This window comes from Kurthia sp. 11kri321, assembly GCF_001534765.1.
GTDB lineage: Bacteria > Bacillota > Bacilli > Bacillales_A > Planococcaceae > Kurthia > Kurthia gibsonii.
On the sequence record NZ_CP013217.1, the window covers coordinates 402,633 to 419,884 of the forward strand.

General features: G+C 36.4%; 15 protein-coding genes and 2 pseudogenes. 14 read left to right on the forward strand and 3 right to left on the reverse strand.

Translation table 11 applies throughout. From position 1 onward, the window contains the following. Nucleotides 1–173: 173 nt before the first annotated feature. Nucleotides 174–1,157: pseudogene (locus ASO14_RS02090) on the forward strand (ISL3 family transposase); the annotation flags it as partial. Nucleotides 1,158–1,334: 177 nt separating this feature from the next. On the opposite strand, the gene ASO14_RS02095 reads toward ASO14_RS02090, so the two are convergent. From ASO14_RS02095 to ASO14_RS02105, 3 genes and pseudogenes are all read right to left on the reverse strand, one after another. Continuing rightward, nucleotides 1,335–3,428, reverse strand: coding sequence for an AAA family ATPase (locus tag ASO14_RS02095; RefSeq protein WP_068450814.1), 2,094 nt, complete (start codon nucleotides 3,426–3,428; stop codon nucleotides 1,335–1,337). A gap of 245 nt (nucleotides 3,429–3,673) precedes the next feature. Then, nucleotides 3,674–4,315, reverse strand: a pseudogene (locus ASO14_RS02100) (IS3 family transposase); the annotation flags it as partial. A gap of 272 nt (nucleotides 4,316–4,587) precedes the next feature. Then, nucleotides 4,588–5,520, reverse strand: coding sequence for an IS30 family transposase (locus ASO14_RS02105; RefSeq protein WP_068450819.1), 933 nt, complete (start codon nucleotides 5,518–5,520; stop codon nucleotides 4,588–4,590). 398 nt (nucleotides 5,521–5,918) lie between these two features. Here ASO14_RS02105 and ASO14_RS02110 point away from each other — a divergent pair, with 398 nt between their 5' ends. The 13 genes from ASO14_RS02110 (at nucleotide 5,919) to ASO14_RS02165 (ending at nucleotide 17,249) form a co-directional block, all read left to right on the forward strand. Then, nucleotides 5,919–6,245: a hypothetical protein gene (locus ASO14_RS02110; RefSeq protein ID WP_068450820.1), complete on the forward strand. Its 327-nt coding sequence runs from the start codon at nucleotides 5,919–5,921 to the stop codon at nucleotides 6,243–6,245. Between the two features lie 221 nt (nucleotides 6,246–6,466). Continuing rightward, nucleotides 6,467–7,360: an SDR family oxidoreductase gene (locus tag ASO14_RS02115; protein WP_068450823.1), complete on the forward strand. Its 894-nt coding sequence runs from the start codon at nucleotides 6,467–6,469 to the stop codon at nucleotides 7,358–7,360. A gap of 351 nt (nucleotides 7,361–7,711) precedes the next feature. After that, nucleotides 7,712–8,923 carry an MFS transporter gene (locus tag ASO14_RS02120; RefSeq protein ID WP_068450826.1) on the forward strand — a complete coding sequence of 404 codons (1,212 nt, stop codon included), beginning with the start codon at nucleotides 7,712–7,714 and terminating at the stop codon, nucleotides 8,921–8,923. A 228-nt stretch (nucleotides 8,924–9,151) separates the two neighbouring features. Continuing rightward, nucleotides 9,152–9,661, forward strand: a complete 510-nt coding sequence (locus tag ASO14_RS02125) for a YfiT family bacillithiol transferase (RefSeq protein WP_068450827.1) — start codon at nucleotides 9,152–9,154, stop codon at nucleotides 9,659–9,661. 52 nt (nucleotides 9,662–9,713) lie between these two features. Further along, entirely contained in the window at nucleotides 9,714–10,205 is a 492-nt protein-coding gene (locus ASO14_RS02130; protein ID WP_068450830.1) for a peptide-methionine (S)-S-oxide reductase, read from the forward strand. 129 nt (nucleotides 10,206–10,334) lie between these two features. Continuing rightward, nucleotides 10,335–10,787, forward strand: a complete 453-nt coding sequence (locus tag ASO14_RS02135; protein WP_068457210.1) for a LytTR family DNA-binding domain-containing protein — start codon at nucleotides 10,335–10,337, stop codon at nucleotides 10,785–10,787. Then, the gene (locus ASO14_RS02140) at nucleotides 10,784–11,200 is read left to right on the forward strand and encodes a DUF3021 domain-containing protein (protein WP_068450833.1); all 417 of its coding nucleotides are present in this window, start codon (nucleotides 10,784–10,786) and stop codon (nucleotides 11,198–11,200) included. Before ASO14_RS02135 ends, ASO14_RS02140 begins: the two co-directional genes overlap by 4 nt. Nucleotides 11,201–11,265: 65 nt before the next feature. Next, nucleotides 11,266–11,769 carry a YehS family protein gene (locus tag ASO14_RS02145; protein WP_068450836.1) on the forward strand — a complete coding sequence of 168 codons (504 nt, stop codon included), beginning with the start codon at nucleotides 11,266–11,268 and terminating at the stop codon, nucleotides 11,767–11,769. 95 nt (nucleotides 11,770–11,864) lie between these two features. Further along, nucleotides 11,865–12,677, forward strand: a complete 813-nt coding sequence (locus ASO14_RS02150; protein ID WP_068450839.1) for a hypothetical protein — start codon at nucleotides 11,865–11,867, stop codon at nucleotides 12,675–12,677. A 253-nt stretch (nucleotides 12,678–12,930) separates the two neighbouring features. Then, nucleotides 12,931–13,080 (forward strand): Fur-regulated basic protein FbpA, encoded by a 150-nt coding sequence (gene fbpA, locus ASO14_RS14940; RefSeq protein WP_121177588.1) that lies wholly within the window; start codon nucleotides 12,931–12,933, stop codon nucleotides 13,078–13,080. Nucleotides 13,081–13,172: 92 nt separating this feature from the next. Beyond that, nucleotides 13,173–14,999, forward strand: a complete 1,827-nt coding sequence (asnB, locus tag ASO14_RS02155) for an asparagine synthase (glutamine-hydrolyzing) (RefSeq protein ID WP_068450840.1) — start codon at nucleotides 13,173–13,175, stop codon at nucleotides 14,997–14,999. A 191-nt stretch (nucleotides 15,000–15,190) separates the two neighbouring features. Next, nucleotides 15,191–16,012 carry a C39 family peptidase gene (locus ASO14_RS02160; protein ID WP_197409934.1) on the forward strand — a complete coding sequence of 274 codons (822 nt, stop codon included), beginning with the start codon at nucleotides 15,191–15,193 and terminating at the stop codon, nucleotides 16,010–16,012. 64 nt (nucleotides 16,013–16,076) lie between these two features. Beyond that, complete coding sequence (locus ASO14_RS02165) at nucleotides 16,077–17,249, forward strand: carboxylate--amine ligase (RefSeq protein ID WP_068457215.1); 1,173 nt, start codon at nucleotides 16,077–16,079, stop codon at nucleotides 17,247–17,249. The last annotated feature ends 3 nt before the right edge of the window (nucleotides 17,250–17,252 follow it).

Consider the following 17,252-nt stretch of genomic DNA (forward strand, 5'->3'; position numbering starts at 1 on the left):
TCCGCTACACTTACCTATATACCTACCCATTGCGCGGTTTGTGGTATGAAAAATGAACACTTTTCTGTGATTAAAAACGGGACGCAAACCTCTCGCATCACGCTGCCACTCACGGGGGGCATCGTACCTTCCTTTTACTCAAAAAACAGCGCTTCTTTTGTAAAAGCTGTTCCTGTACTTTCGTGGCGCGTTCGTCTATTGTCGATCGCCATTGTTTTATTTCCAATCAAACGAAAGCACGCGTTACGATGAAAGCGACCGAAGCGCAATCCATCACGTTGATTGCCCAAGATGCGATGATTTCGGTGTCTTCTGTGCAACGCTTTATTCAAGCGTATGCGAACGAATGCTTGAAACCAACGAATCGACTCCCGGAAAACCTGTCGTTCGATGAATTTAAATACGCCAGAGGGCGCATGGCTTTTCAATACATTGATGCCCAAACCGGCACGATTTTGGATATTTTACCGAGTCGTTTCAGTTGTCATATTAAGAACCATTTCTACACGCGTTACAGCTATCGTGAACGCTGTTCGGTGAAAACCATTACGATCGATATGAATGCCGGATATGAAAAACGCATACAAGAACTGTTTCCAAAAGCGAAGATGATTATCGACCGATTCCATCTCGTTCAATTGATTAGTCGTTCGATGAATCAACTGCGAATCCAAGTCATGAATGGTTTTAGACGCGGGTACAACGAAGATCAGAAGAAATATCGTCGACTGAAAAGATATTGGAAACTACTTTTAAAAAACGAAAAAGACCTGACCTACACCGTTTATAAACCGTTTGGGTTATTTGGGCAAACGACTGACAGGACCGTTGTTGATACATTATTGAGTTATGATGAACGTTTACAAGTCAACTATACACTGTATCAATCCCTATTAAACGCCATGAAAGACAAAGATATAAACGCCTTACAAACGCTCTTAAAACAGCCTTTACACGAAACGATTTCGATGGACTTTAGAAGAAGTGTACGCACATTAAAACATCACTTAAGTTCCATTGAAAATAGTTTTATGTATCTATTCAATAACGGAAGAATTGAAGGCATCCACAATAAAATTAAAGTCTTAAATCGTGTTGCCATGGGTATCGTAATTTCACGAACTACCGTCAGCGGATCTTCATTCATTTCAAATTGAAAAGAGCGAGTTGCGTTTCATAAATGAAACACAACTCGCTCGAAAAACCGACTCGTTTATTCTGTTAAATAGTCTCACCAACGTCATTTGACAAAGAACCGAAATTATCTTATTGCTGTTTTTGATTTATATTCCAAACTCTTTTTTAATATAAATTTCTTTATTTAGTGTAACAGTTTATTTACTTTTAACTATTACTTCATCATTTTCAAGTACGATATCTACATGTTTTACGTCTGTATGATCTAAGTAGTAATCTGTGATTTTGTCGCGTACTTCTTGTTCAACAACACGACGTAACGGACGCGCACCCATTTGATCGTCGTAGCCTTTATCAATTAACCAATCTTTGACATCTTGTGTAACGTCCATTGTGATTCCTTTTTTATCTAATGTTTTTTGAACATCTTCTAGTAATAAGTTCACAATGTCTTTTAATGCATCTTTACCTAAATGATTGAATTTAACGATACCATTGAAACGGTTAAGGAATTCAGGACGGAAGTATTTTTTCATTTCATCCATAATATCATCAAACTCTTCATTTCCATCACCAAAGCCAGCATTAGAAGTACAAATAATAATTGTGTTTTTAAAGTTAATGACATTACCTTGACCATCTGTTAAGTTACCATCATCCATAACTTGTAGTAATAAAGTTAAGATTTGTGGATGCGCTTTTTCAATTTCATCAAATAAGATAACTGAGTACGGGTTACGTCTAACTTTCTCTGTTAATGTGTTTGAATTATCATCATAACCTACATAACCAGCAGTTGTTCCAATCATTTTAGATACAGCAGTTTGATCACTATATTCACTCATATCTAAGCGAATTAATGCATCTTTATTACCGAATAAATCAATTGCTAACTGCTTTGCAAGTTCTGTTTTACCTACACCTGTAGGACCTACGAAAAGGAAGCTACCAATTGGGCGGTTGCCCTCATCAAATCCAGCACGGTTACGACGAATTGCACGAGAGACAAGATCAACAGCTCTATCTTGACCAATAATTTTATCTTTTAAACGCTTATTAATATTTTTCAATCTTTCGATATCACTTGCATCCATTTGAGATACAGGGATACCAGTTAAACGTTCAATTGAATCTAAAACGTCTTTTACAGTAGCTTTAGTATTATGTGCAACATTGCTATTTTTTAGTTTATCTTCTAGTTCTTTAATTTCTTTTTGAATTTTGTCAGCTTCTTTATATTCTTCATTACTCACGGCTTTACTTTTATCATCTTGTAATTGTGTAATGCGCTTTTCAATTTCCACTTTATCTATTGCGGGACTTTGTGCTGACAAGTGAGCTGCAGTAATATCTAGTACGTCAATAGCTTTATCTGGCAATAAACGTTGAGGAATATATTGAATGGATAAATCTACACAAGCTTTTAATACATCATCTGGTAGTTCAACATGGTGATGTTCTTCAAATTTTTCACGTATACCCTTTAGAATATTAAAAGTGTCATCAGCACTTGGTTCATTAACAAGTACTTCATTAAAACGACGTGCTAATGCAGCATCTTTTAAAATATTATTCCGATATTCATCTTGTGTAGTTGCACCAATAACTGAAATTTCACCACGACTTAATGCAGGTTTAATAATATCTGATAGCCCTTTGCTACCAGAATCACTGCCAGTTGAACCTGAACCAATAATTTGATGGATTTCGTCAAAGAATAACACAATATTTTTCGCTTCTTTAACCGCTGCAACTAATTTTTGAATATTTTCTTCAAAAGCACCACGATATTGTGTACCAGCTTCTAAGGAAGAAATATCTATTGAGATGATTTCTTTATCTTTAATAGATGATGGTACATTGCCTTTAACTATAGCTTGTGCTAAACCTTCAACAATAGCCGTTTTACCTACACCAGCTTCACCAACTAAAATAGGATTGTTTTTAGTACGTCTACTTAAGACTTCAGCAGTTTTTTGGATTTCTTTATCACGACCAATTACTGGGTCTAATAAACCATCGCGTGCTTCTTGTGTTAAATTACGGCCAATTTGATTTAAATAATTACCTTCATCATTTTGTCTTTGAGAATTAGATTGTTGAAATGCATGCGCGTTTTGCTCAGCAGAATTCCCACCTTGCTGCTGTCGTAATTGTGCTAATTGTTCCGGAGAAACTTCTTTGCCATTGATATAATATCTTTTAGTACCACTATTTACAGATTCTTGCATATCTTGGAATATTCTTCTGAAAATTGAATCAAAATCATTATTGAAATATCCGTTATTCATACATATCACTCCTAAGAAATTTTAGAAATACTTAAGAAAACAATAAATACTTAAGACAACAATTAAATCATATATATTATAATGAACTAATTGTACAAAATGGTACAATAGAACAAAGTGTCCATGATATCCCTTTTTTAAATGAGATAAAATATCTCCTCTTCCATAAAGTAACACTTCATTCTAAGTGTTATTTACAAGCATAATAAAATATACCCTGGAATATCAATACTAAACTGTACAAATTATTTAGAGTGTATCAACTTATATTCAGTAGGTGTTAAATAATCTAATGATTCATGTATTCTAATATTATTAAACCAATGGACATAATCAAAAAGTGCAAGATCAAGTGCTTGTTGGTCAGGGAAATTGGTACCATTAATAAATTCTGTTTTGATTGTTTTAAACATAGCTTCTGCTACTGCATTATCATAGGGGGACCCTTTTTCACTCAAGAATCTTTCGATTCCAAACGTTTGGAGTACAGCCTCAATTAATTGGTTTTTAAATTCATTTCCCCTGTCTGTATGGAATAATTGGAGCTCGCTTAGATTGTATGGTACCGAAGCAAAGGCACGCTGAACTAGAGCTGCAGTTTTGTTCGGTCCAGAACTGTAATCAATAATTTCACGATTATATAAATCAACTAAAATGCAGGTATAATGCCATTTTAAATCAACACGAACATAAGTTAAATCACTAACAACGACCTTCAATGTTTCATCTTGTTCAAATTCTCGTTCAAATTCTCGTTCAAATTCTCGATTTAATACATTATCAATCTCAGATTCATTGCATTTTGCTTTTTGAGATTTATATTGTGCAATAGTATATTTTGAAACAATTCCTTGCTCTTTCATAATACGGCTAATTCGTTGGCGTGAGTTTGGAACAAAAACATCACATTGGAACAGAATATTATGTTCCTGGAACAAAAAAGAAGTTCGTTACATAGTTAGGAACAGCAATTAACTTATGTCGTATAAGGGTTTGTGAAAAACTTGTTCAAATGTTCCAAGAAAAATATGATATTAGGAAAATATAAGAATATAGGATGAAATCACGCAAATACGCAAATACGCGCGTAAGAAAGTTTAAAAACGTTTGGAACAGGAGAGTTTGGAATGCGAGAAAAATCTATCGAGTTGATAGATTGTCAAATTAACTGCACCACCTGATATTCAAATGCTTCTTGCGTGGTGTTCCAGTTGAGGCACTTTCTTGGTCGATTGTTGATCAATGAAAGTGCTTTTTCTATTTTTGATGGTGTTAGTTGTCCCAAATCCATTCGTTTTGGGAAAAATTCGCGTAAAAGACCATTACTATTTTCATTCGTGCCACGTTGCCATGGCGCGTAAGGATCAGCGAAGTAAATTGGGATGCCGTACTGTTTTTCGATGTCAGCGTAACAGCTAAATTCTTTTCCTCGATCCGTCGTAAACGTTTGAAAACATGGTCTTGGATAACGCGAAATGAGCTGTTCAATCGCCCACTTCATCGATTGCGCCGAGCGATTCGGTATTTGAATGCCGACATCGAAACGTGTTTTTCGCTCGGCGAATGTCGCGATACATCCTTTCGTACCGCGTGCTGAAACGACGGTATCTAATTCCCAATGGCCAAACGTTTCACGCGTTTTGACTTCTTTTGGGCGATGCTGAATAGAAGTTTCAACGTTGAAACGCCCACGTGTTTCGCGTGGTGCCTGACGCTTTCCTTTTTGGCGAAGCACTTGAAGCGTCACGTGAAGTTTCCCTGAATAAAGCCAGCGATAAATTGTTTTGAAAGATAATTTGCCTTGAAACAAGGAACCGACAATCTGTTCAGGAGACCATGTCGCTTTTAGTTTTTCTTCGATAACTTTACGCAGTTTGTCGGTACACTTTGAACGCGCACCACATTTTTTCTTCTGCGCAGCCGCGTGCCATTGCGCCTTTTCAGCTGACCATTCATTCAATCGCTTTAATTCACGAGAAATCGTTGTATGAGAACGGTTGAGATGACGCGCAATGGCACGACAAGAATACCCTAATCCTTTTAAAACCTCTATTTTCGAACGTTCAGATATGGTAAGATGATAATAGCTCATTCAATATGGCCCCCTGTTGATTTTGGTGTAGGAACTTTAATTATACAGGTTCATATTGAATGGGTCTTTTTTATTTATTTTGAGTGGTGCACTTAATATTACAATTCGTCATTTACAAAATCAAATTTCAGCTGAAGTTATTCAGTTTGAAATTAAAGAGTTATAAGTTGAAATTGTAAGAGAAAAACTTGGACAAATTTCGGTCCAAGTTTTTTTATATGGACTTCATCTGTCCTATCCTGAAATATATAATATAAAGAAATATTGTATAGGAGGAAGTTTAGATGTTGCAATTTGTTCAATGCCCAGTATGTTATGTGGAAAATAAACGTCCACTACATGATTCAGTCGAAAATTTTATTTGCCACCATTGTTCTCATGAATGGAGTCAATAAGAAGTGACGGCGTTAGCTTATGAAAACATTCAAAAATTACGTTTATCTGTGAGTAGTTTTGATGCGGGAGAGGATATATATGAATTAGATTTTGTTCAATCGTCTATTCATTTTAAAAGACCCTTCAATCAGCCCTCTATTGATACACACGGTATATTAAGCGAAAAAGAATTAAAACGTATTCGAAAGCGATTAATACAGCTTGACGTACTGAATTGGTCAGACGAATATATCATGGAGCATGTCCTCGATGGCACGATGTGGTCACTGCAAATCGACACACCTTTCGAACGAATTGACAAGCATGGGCATCAAGAATTCCCAAAGTAGTGGGATTCATTTGTACAGTGCTTAGAAAATGCACGTCGAAATGCCACCATTTAATTTTTACCACCACGCCAGAGGCTAGTTCTTCTGGCGTTTTTTTCATGTCTTTTTCTAGTAAAAATCGTTCAATCTGCCTTGCTTTCGTTTAATCCTTTTTCAAAAGGGAAAAAATGTAGGTGTGTATAGCATAAATTGACCGATAAAATGGGAGAGGATGAGTGAGTATGAAGAACGAACATTTAATTGATCCACGTAAGAAGTTTTCGAATGATGGGTTTCCAGAGCAAGAGCAGGATACGCCTGCTTTACAGCAAAAGATGAAGCCGATGCCGGATTGTGGTGAGACGTCTTATAAAGGTTATGGTCGTTTGAAGGGACGAAATGCACTCGTAACAGGAGGTGATTCGGGTATTGGTCGTGCAGCGGCGATTGCGTATGCGCGTGAGGGTGCGAATGTAGCGATTCAATACTTCCCAGGTGAAGAAGCCGATGCGCATGAGGTAAAGGAAATTATCGAACAGGAAGGGCAAAAAGCACTTTTACTACCGTATGATTTACGTGAAGATGCGGCTGCTTCTGAGATTGTCGAAAAGACAGTCGAGGCATTTGGCGGTGTCGATATTCTTGTATTAAATGCGGCGCAGCAAATTGCACAAGAGAGCCTGCAGGATTTACACATTAAACAGGTAGAAGATACGTATAAAGTGAATGTTATTAGTATGTATGAAACAGTGAAAGCGGCTGAACCACATTTAGAACCTGGAAGTGCCATTGTTACGACGACATCTGTACAAGCTTTTAATCCTTCTACGCATTTAATGGATTATGCAGGAACGAAAGCTGCGATTGCGAATTTCACTTTGAACTTATCCAGTTATTTTGCGCCAAAAGGGATTCGTGTGAATGGTGTAGCACCTGGTCCAATCTGGACACCACTTCAATTAGATCATGGTCAATTGGAAGGAACGATTCCAAAGTTTGGTCAAGATACATTACTTGGTCGTGCAGGGCAACCTGTAGAGTTGGCACCTGTATATGTCTTATTTGCTTCTGATGAAGGGAGTTATATTACAGGACAAATTTATGGTGTGACAGGCGGCGAAGCGATTGATTTGTAAAATGATGGATTTAATGACTTAAAAAAATCATTTTAAGTGAAAATTTTTATTGTACATTGATTTCAAGTTTGCTAGAATTACTATTTGAAATAGCACACCTTTAAGAACAGTCCAGAGAGACTGAAAAGGGAACAACTTGAGAGCGAACTGTCTACATTTTTAGATGTCTTTGTTTATTCATGCCCTTTTTGTCTACTTTTGGACGAGAAGGGCATTTTTATGTGCTAAAAAGTTACATCACTCTTTTAAAAGTGGTCCTGTGAGGCCAAAAAGGAGAATGGAGTCTTTTTCATCATCCATTCATCATAAAAGAGCTCGGTTATATCTTAGAGAACATTGGAGGATTTTGAAATGGACTATCGTAAAAAGACCGTCGTCGCGTCGGTCGCAGGTTTGACTTTAGAAGGTATGGACATTATGTTCATCTCATTTGCGATGACGATGATTATCGCAGAGTTTCACATTGATTTAGCAACAGGTGGATTGATTTCATCAATCACAAACATCGGCATGTTAATCGGTGGTATTCTATTCGGAGTACTAGCTGATAAATATGGTCGTGTCAAAGTTTTCACATATACAGTTCTACTGTTCGCAGTAGGAACAGCTTTAACAGGTCTTGCGACAAATATTGAACAAGTGTACTTATTCCGCTTCATCGCTGGTCTTGGCGCAGGTGGTGAGTACGGTATTGGTATGGCGCTTGTTGCAGAAGCTTGGCCAAAAAATAAACAAGGTCGTGCATCTTCTTATGTAAGTGTCGGCGCGCAGTACGGTGTTATTTTAGCGGCATTACTAAGTGCAGTCATCTTACCAACATTAGGTTGGCGCGCACTATTCTTCGTAGGCGTAGTTCCCGTTATTTTCGCTTTCATCGTACGTAAAAATTTAGACGAGTCACCAGAGTGGTTAGAAGCTCAAAAATTGAAAAAAGCAAGTAACAAGCGTGAGAAAAATAAATTAGGTCAGTTATTCAACTCATCAAAGACAACATTTACAACGATTGCATTAATGATTATGGCGACAGTACAAATCGCTGGTTATAACGGTTTAATGATTTGGTTACCGTCGATGTTACAACAATCACAAGGCTTATCGGTATCAGGTTCAGCACTTTGGACGATTAGTACGGCAGTCGGCATGATTATCGGTATGTTAACATTTGGTCAGTTCTTAGACCGTTTCGGTACAAAACGTGCTTTCGGTATTTTCTTACTAGCATCAGCGTGTGCAGTGTTCATTTACGCATATGCGACAGGTAGTGCCGGTGTATTAATCGGTGGAGCCATCGTCGGTTTCTTCTCAAATGGTATGTTTGCAGGATACGGTGCATTAATCGGCGGTCTATATCCAACCGAAATCCGCAGTACAGCGACGAATACAATCTTCAACTTCGGTCGTGCAGTTGGTGGTTTCTCCCCAATCTTAGTCGGTTACATCTTACAAAATTACGATATGAAGATGGCGATGCTTTATTTAGCGGGCTTATACATCATCTCATTCGTTATGATGTTAACATTGAAAAAAGGAAGTACAACACAGGCAACACAGCTTGCGAGTTAATCAAAAATGGCTTCGACATGGCAACATGTCGAAGTTTTTTATTTTGAAAAAATCAAGCCTAATTTAGTGCAAAAGGGTTATTTCGTTCGTTTTTCATCGAAAAAAAGACGAAAAAATGTTGGTTGATTCTAAATTTCTCTGATTTCATGCACGTATAATTTGTACTCCAAAATCAAAAGTAGGTATGATGTGAGAAAGAAGTTTTATCTACAAAAGGAGAGATGGCACATGGATGTAAAATATCCAATTGGTCAATTACAAGTACCAGAAGAAGTAATGTTTGAAGATGTTCAAGGGTGGCTTGAACAAATCGACACATACACAGATCGTTTACGAAATATTGTAGACGGATTAAGTGATGAAGAACTTGAAAAAACGTATCGTGAGGGTGCATGGAATGTCCGTCAACTAGTTCATCACATTGCAGATTCACAATTAAATATGTATCAACGTCTAAAGTTGGCACTAACAGATGATTGTCCAACAGTTCCAGCCTTTTTAGAAGAAGAATGGGCGATTACACCAGATACAGAAGTACCTGTGGAATATTCGATTCGCATGCTAGAAGGAATTAATGGGCGTATTATCGCATTAGGTCAAACACTTACAGAAGATCAACTGAATCGTTCATTTATCCATGAACAAAATGGTGAGATTCTCGTCTCAACGAAGATGGCGAAGTTGGCATGGCATGAAGAACATCATTTAGCGCATATTCAAATCGCATTAGAAAAATAATTTAGTGGCTGGGACTTTTCCTAGCCTTTTTACATAGAGGAGTTGTGGTGAGATGGAAACAGTTTATGTAGCTGGTGGATGTCTATGGGGTGTCCAAGCCTTCTTTAAAACATTACCGGGTGTAGTTGAGACAGAAGCAGGGCGTGCAAATGGCACAAACTCGACATTAGAAGGTGCATATGACGGTTATGCAGAATGTGTACGTGTTACATTTGACGAACGGGTAGTGACAGTCACACAATTGATGGGATATTTATTCGAAGTAATTGATCCGTATAGCGTCAATAAACAAGGAATCGACGTTGGTGAAAAATACCGTACAGGATTATATAGTACAGAGGCGAAGCATTTAGAAGAAGCGAGAGCGTTCATTGATGCACGTTTGGACCATGCAAAAATCGCAGTAGAAGTGAAGCCACTGACGAATTATGTGCGCAGTGCAGAAGAACACCAAGACCGCCTTGCGCGTTGTCCAGATGACTACTGTCATATCCCGAAACATCTGTTAGAGAAATACGTTTTGAAAGAAGAATCTCCATTGTGAGGTTCTTTTTTTATACAACATAGTTACGAAATATAACTAGTTACGATTCAAAATTAACCTGTTAGAGTAAAAGATAAAGGAATCGATTCATCACATGGTATTGTTGAAATAGTAAGGGGGGAAGTGGTGGTGAAGTTTGTGGTAACAATTGATGAAAAAATTGAAGATATTGAAGTGCATATCCATGCAGCTAATTATTCAGAAGAAGTAGAAAAGTTAGTAGAATCTTTAAAAACACCTAAGATGAAAATGATAGCGGGTTATAGAGAACAAGAAGTGCATATGTTAAAAATAGAAGATATTTTTTCTATTTTTACAGAGGATGGAAAAGTCTATGTACAAACAGAGTTAGAAGATTATCAAGTTAAAAAGAAGTTATATGAGTTTGAAAGTCTACTATATAAAGAGTTTGTCAGAGTTAATAAATCTACTCTAGTCAATTTACAGTATATTCAATGTATACGCGTTGGTTTATTAGGAACTACAAATCTTTATTTAGAGAACGAAGTCTGTTACCCAATCAGTCGCAAATATTTACGTGAGTTAAAAGATAGGTTAGGTATTGGAGGGAATATGGTATGAGAATGATTCAAAATGGTTTGTTAGGTATGTTAATCGGCTTAAGTATTTCTTATTTTATGGTTGCTTTAAGTATTTCACAGGTGGATGAAGCAATTGCAGGACACGAATTGTTTAATCAAATGATGGTCTCTGGAACTATGGGGACAGTAATTGGTTTTGCTGCTACTATTTTTCAAGTTGAAAAAATTCCTCTTTTTTATCAATTCACGAGCCATTTTCTTTTTGTAATTTTATGTGTATCTATTAGTGGCTATTTTGCAGGATGGTACAATCCTTCAGAATTGAAAAGTTGGTTTGTATTAATTGGGAAAGTAGGCGCTATTTATTTAGTCACTTGGTTTTTTATTTATATGAGTACAAAAAGAAAAATTAATGAATTAAATGAACTAATCCAAAATCGTAAACAACACTAATGTCCATTCGCCTTTCTCGTCGTTCAATGTTAAACTATTGAAGTAAAGATTGTAGGAGGTTTAACATGACAAATAACGATATTTTAATTCGTCTACGTTATGCGTTAGATATTAAAAATACAGATGTAGTAGAGATGTTCCGTTTAGGCGGTATGAAGTACACAAAGGATGACATCTTAAATATGCTGAAAAAGGTGCAAGAAGATGAAGCACCACCAGCAGGTTATATTGAGGTAACGAATGACATGTTAGAAGCCTTTTTAAATGGCTTAATTACATTCAAACGTGGACCACAAAAGCCGAAGCCAGGTCAAGAAAAGCCAAAAGTAGAAGCAGTGAAAGATCATGCGAATAATATGCTAATTAAAAAAGTGAAAATCGCATTATCGATGACAAGTGAAGATGTACTCGACACACTATATGATGGTGGCGTAAGTGTATCAAAAGGTGAGTTAGGTGCGATTTTACGTAATCCAACACATCGTAACTATAAAGCTTGTGGCGACCGTTTCGCCCGTAACTTTTTACGTGGTTTGACAATGCAATACCGCGAAGATACAAAAGCATAAATGATGACACCAAAACGCAATTGTGTTTTGGTGTTTTTTTATCTATTTTCTATTCATGTTGTCGATATTATAAAAAAACAACTAGGAGCTACAACATGAAAAAATACATACTTATTCTACTTTTATTTTTAAGTTGCCTTACGTTCGCATTTGAAAAGAACGTAACAGCTAAAACAAACACCATTACTTTTTCGAATAAACAAGTGATGAAAACTTGGTTTTATCCTTATCGAGATCCAGCAGGGAAGGTTGCGGCAAATGCGATTCGTAGTCTACAAGGTTTTACAATCAATGCGAAAAAGGATATTTATGTGAGCTATGCGACAGATGACAAAACAACATATGGCTATATTTATCACTATTATTCAACAGGAAAACTAGTAAAGAAAAGTACGCGTCTTGTGATAGGACATGGACAAGCGATTTCTAATTATAAAGGTTCAATTTATGTCGTTGCAGATATTTCAGGTAAGAAAAACTATCAAATGTACAAAATCGATGAAAAAACATTGCGTGTGAAGCAGTCATGGATACTGCCATCTAATATTCACCCGAACGTACTCTACATGCATAATGAACGCGAAGCTTCTGTCGTATCGAAAGTAACAGAGGGTTATCATATCAATCGTATTACATTAACAGGTAAGCAAGCTGTACTGGATACGAAGAAAAGAATCGTTGTAAAAGGATTAGTTGGAACAACAGTTAAAAAACCAGTTCAAGGCTTTACGTATGAAAAAGGGCTTTATTATATTTTGTCAGATGGTCAATATGGTGTGGTTGATGCGAAAGGTAATCTAAAACGAGTAGCACTGCAGACAAAACGAGAACCAGAAGGAATTGGCTTTGTGAATGGGAAAATGGTGATGGCATTTAATAATCTGAATGAACTATTCAAACAAAAATAAAATGCGTCAAATCAATTGGTAGAAAATGATGGGAAATGGTTGTGTGAAAGGGAACTTAGGCATAAAATGAGAACGTACGATATTTCGCCTTTTTTCTTCTGAAAAATCATGATTTATGCAACTTCTTTCGTTTTTTGAGGTCCTATTAGCGTAGAAACCGAACAAGTGGTAGAACCTCAATGACTTTAATCGTTTGAAAAAACGATGAGAGGGTATGGATTGTGTAGCATTGAAGAAGAAGGAGTACGATCGTATGACACAACAAGACCGACAAAAACAGACATTAAAAGATGATGTAATCGATCAACTAATGGCGATTGGCGTATATAAAATCAAAGACTTACAACTATATCAAGTTCCATTACATATCCTTGTTCAGGAGTATAGAAAACACGTAAGTTAATTGAAAAAAAGCGAGAAGAATACAAGAAAAAATGTTAAAATGAAGAGATTGAAATAGGACATTGATTGTAATAGATAGGAGAATATAAATATATGTGTGGATTTACAGGATTCGTAGGCGAAGTAGCAAACCCAGATGTGGTTTTAGAAAATATGATGAACCAAATTATTCATCGTGGTCCAGACTCAGCAGGGGCTTATACAGATGGTGAGGTGGCACTTGGTTTCCGTCGTTTAAGTATTATTGACGTAGAGCATGGTAGCCAACCAATTTACAACGAAGATCGTTCACTTGTATTGATTTTCAACGGTGAAATTTACAATTTTGAATCAATTCGTGAAGACTTAATTGCAAAAGGACATACATTTACAACACATACAGATAGTGAAGTATTAATTCATGGTTATGAAGAATACGGTACAAAATTAGTACAAAAACTACGTGGTATGTTTGCGTTCGTTATTTGGGATAAAAATAACAAAAAATTATTTGCGGCACGTGATATGTTTGGTATTAAACCACTTTATTATGCGCAAATGAACGGTACATTAATGTTTGGTTCAGAAATCAAAAGTTTCTTACCACACCCTCATTTCGAAAAAGCATTAAATGAAAAAGCGTTAAAACCATACTTAACATTCCAATTCCCTGTGTTAAACGAAACATTCTTTAAAGGCGTATTCAAAATGCCAGCAGCTCATTATATGACATATGAGAACGGTAAAGTTGAAATTACGCGTTACTGGGAACCAAAATTCAATCCAGAAGAGCGTCCACTAGATGAAATCGTAAGCGAAATTGATGATACAGTACGTGAATCAATTAAGGCACACGAATTCTCAGATAAGACCGTAAAAGTAGGTTCATTCCTATCTTCAGGCGTAGACTCTAGTTATGTAGCATCTGTTTTAAAACCAGATAAAACATTCTCAGTCGGTTTCGCAGCGAAAAAATTCTCAGAAGTAGACAACGCAAAAGCATTATCTGATGAATTAGGCATTGAAAACGTAAGTGAAGTATTAGATCCAGAAGAATGCTTCAATAAAATTGGTGATATTCAGTACATGATGGATGAACCACATTCAAACCCATCAATCGTACCGCTTTATTTCTTAGCAGAACTAGCGCGTAAACATGTGACAGTTGTTCTTTCAGGTGAAGGAGCAGATGAATTATTCGGTGGTTACGAAGAATATGATGATTCACCAACGATGCGTAAATATAAAAAAGTACCAGGATTCATCCGTAAACCAATTGGTAAAGTAGCAGAAGCATTACCAGAAGTACGCGGTAAACACTTCTTAATGAAGGGTGGCTTACCTGTTGAAAAAACATTCATCGGACAAGCACATATTTTTGAAGAAGATGAATCAGCAGCAATTTTAAAACCAGAATTCTTAGATGCGCCAACAGTTGAAGAAATCGTTATGCCTGTTTATCGTAAAAATCCAAACGAAGATGATTTAACGAAAAAACAATTACTAGACTTAAATTTATGGTTAGTAGATGACATTCTATTAAAAGCAGATAAAATGTCAATGGCACATTCAATTGAGCTACGTGTACCATTCTTAGACCGCGAAATTATGCGTGTCGCTTCAAAAGTACCTGCACGTTACCGTATCAATGAAGAAAATACAAAATATGCATTCCGTAAAGCATCTGAACGTGCGTTACCACAAGAGTGGGCAAAACGTAAAAAGATTGGTTTCCCAGTGCCAATTCGTCTATGGATGCAAGAGGAAAAATACTATAACCAAATTAAAGCAACATTCGAATCAGATACAGCAGCGAAATTCTTCGATCAAAAAGCGATTGTACAATTGTTAACAGATCATTATGAAGGAAAAGCGAAAAACCAACGTAAAATTTGGTCAATCTATGTATTCCTTGTATGGTATAACCAATATTTCGGATAATCTGATTGAGGGAGCTAATGACATTGTTTAAGAGAAGTAAAGTCAGTTTGTCTTTGCTCCTCTTTTGCATTTTATTACTTAGTGCATTATTAGGTGGATGTACGAGCATTTTTCCTGCAAAAGATGAGCAATCAGAAAAAGCGATTAAAATATTGATTGTGGAGTTCGGAAGCGGGACGCCTATCCCTAATATGAAAGTGAACATTCGTGACGCGAATACAAATGAGTTGGTTATGGAAAAAACAGCAGATGCCAATGGAGAAGTGGATATCTATGGTTTACAAGACGGTAAGAAGTATCTCTTTACGCCGTCTTCTATTTATGAGAGTGAGAGCGAAGGGATTGCTCAACTTGTCAAAGTAGAAGAATCGACAAGTTATATTCGTTTAGAAACGTACTATGTGCGTAATCACAAAGGAGCCAACGTACCTGTTGTTTTACAAAGGCCTGTTTTTCCACATGGGTGTGAAATTACAGCATTAACAGCAGTTCTACAATTTTACGGAGCCAATGTGACAAAAGAAGTCATGGAGAAAAAATACTTACCAAAAGAGCCACTTGTACGAGCAAATGGTGTTTGGATTGGTCCTGATCCAGCGAAGAAATATGCTGGTAACCCTGCAAGCGAAACAGACGGTATGTATGCTTTTGCGCCTGTAATTGAAAAAGCAGCACAAAATTACATCAAGCAAACAAAAAAAGTATTAAAAGTTCGCAACATGACAGGTGCTTCAAAAGAACAAATTTTAAATAAAGTAAACAAAGGAATTCCGGTCATTACATGGGTGACACTTGATTTAACACCGCCGCAGATGAAGCAAGGGTGGACGATTAAAGGAACGGATCATCCCATCGAAATGTATCGTAATTTACATGTTGTTGTCGTGACAGGCTATCAAGATGGAAAAGTTATTGTAATGGATCCATTAAAAGGATACGTCGTCCATAATGAAGAAGACTTTTTTAAAAGTTTTAAAGAGATGAAATCACAAGCAATCGTGCTTGAAAAATAAAGATAAGGCAGATGATGAACAAGTGGCAGAGCAATCATTTTTACCCATTTTAATAGGTTCCGACATGAATGCCTATGGAATGGCACGTGCTTTTTACGAAGCATATGGAATTAAATCCGTCGTTATTGGACGCGCACATTTAACACCAACACAAAATAGTCGTATTTTAGACTTCTACGAAGAACCAAAGCTAAAAGAAGACTTTTTAGCGATTATGCAACGTACTGCGAAGAAATTTGCAGGGCAAAATTTATTATTAATGGGTTGCGGTGATGATTATGTAAAACTCATTATTAAAAATAAAGATGAGCTTGTAAAAGACTTTACGGTGCCTTACATTAATGAAGAATTAATGGATCAAATTCTCTTAAAAGAGAATTTCTACGAGATGTGTGAAAAGTATAATTTCAGCTATCCGAAGACAGATATTGTTACAGCTGAAAACTACGAGAACTTCTCGCCAGATATTCAATATCCAATCATTTTAAAAGCATCGAATTCAGTGGAATACTGGGCTTGTTCATTCCCAGGTAAGAAAAAAGTATTCGTTGCACAAGATGAAGCTGAAAAAACTGCGATTTTAAAAGCAATCTATTCATCGTCTTACCAAGATGCGATGATTGTACAAGAATTCATTCCTGGTGACGACTCATATATGCGTGTATTAAATGCGTATATTGGAACAGATGGTAAAGCGAAATTAATGTGTTTAGGTAATCCAATTCTTGAAGAACACTCACCTGAAGGAATCGGTAGTTACGCAGCAATTATTACAACATATGACAAAGAGTTAATGGACCAAGTGAAGTTCTTCCTAGAAGATATCGGTTTTGAAGGTATTGCCAACTTCGATATGAAATATGATTACCGCGATGGTAAATATAAATTATTCGAAATTAACTTACGAAATGGTCGCTCAAGTTACTATGTGACAGCAGCTGGCTATAACTTAATGCAATATGTAGCAGATGACTACATGCTTGGTAAAAAACAAGATTTAGTCTATGCAGATAATGAGCATTTATGGACGGTTATTCCGAACGGTGTATTATTCAAATATGCACAAAACCCAGAGTTGAAAGCAAAAGCACGTCAACTCATTAAAGAAGGTAAAGTAACGAATTCATTATTCTATAAGGAAGATATGAATGTAACACGCTACGCAAAACTGACATTAAACAGTCTGAACTATTACCGCAAATATAAAAAATACTTTAATAAGAAGGGCTTGTCTTAATCT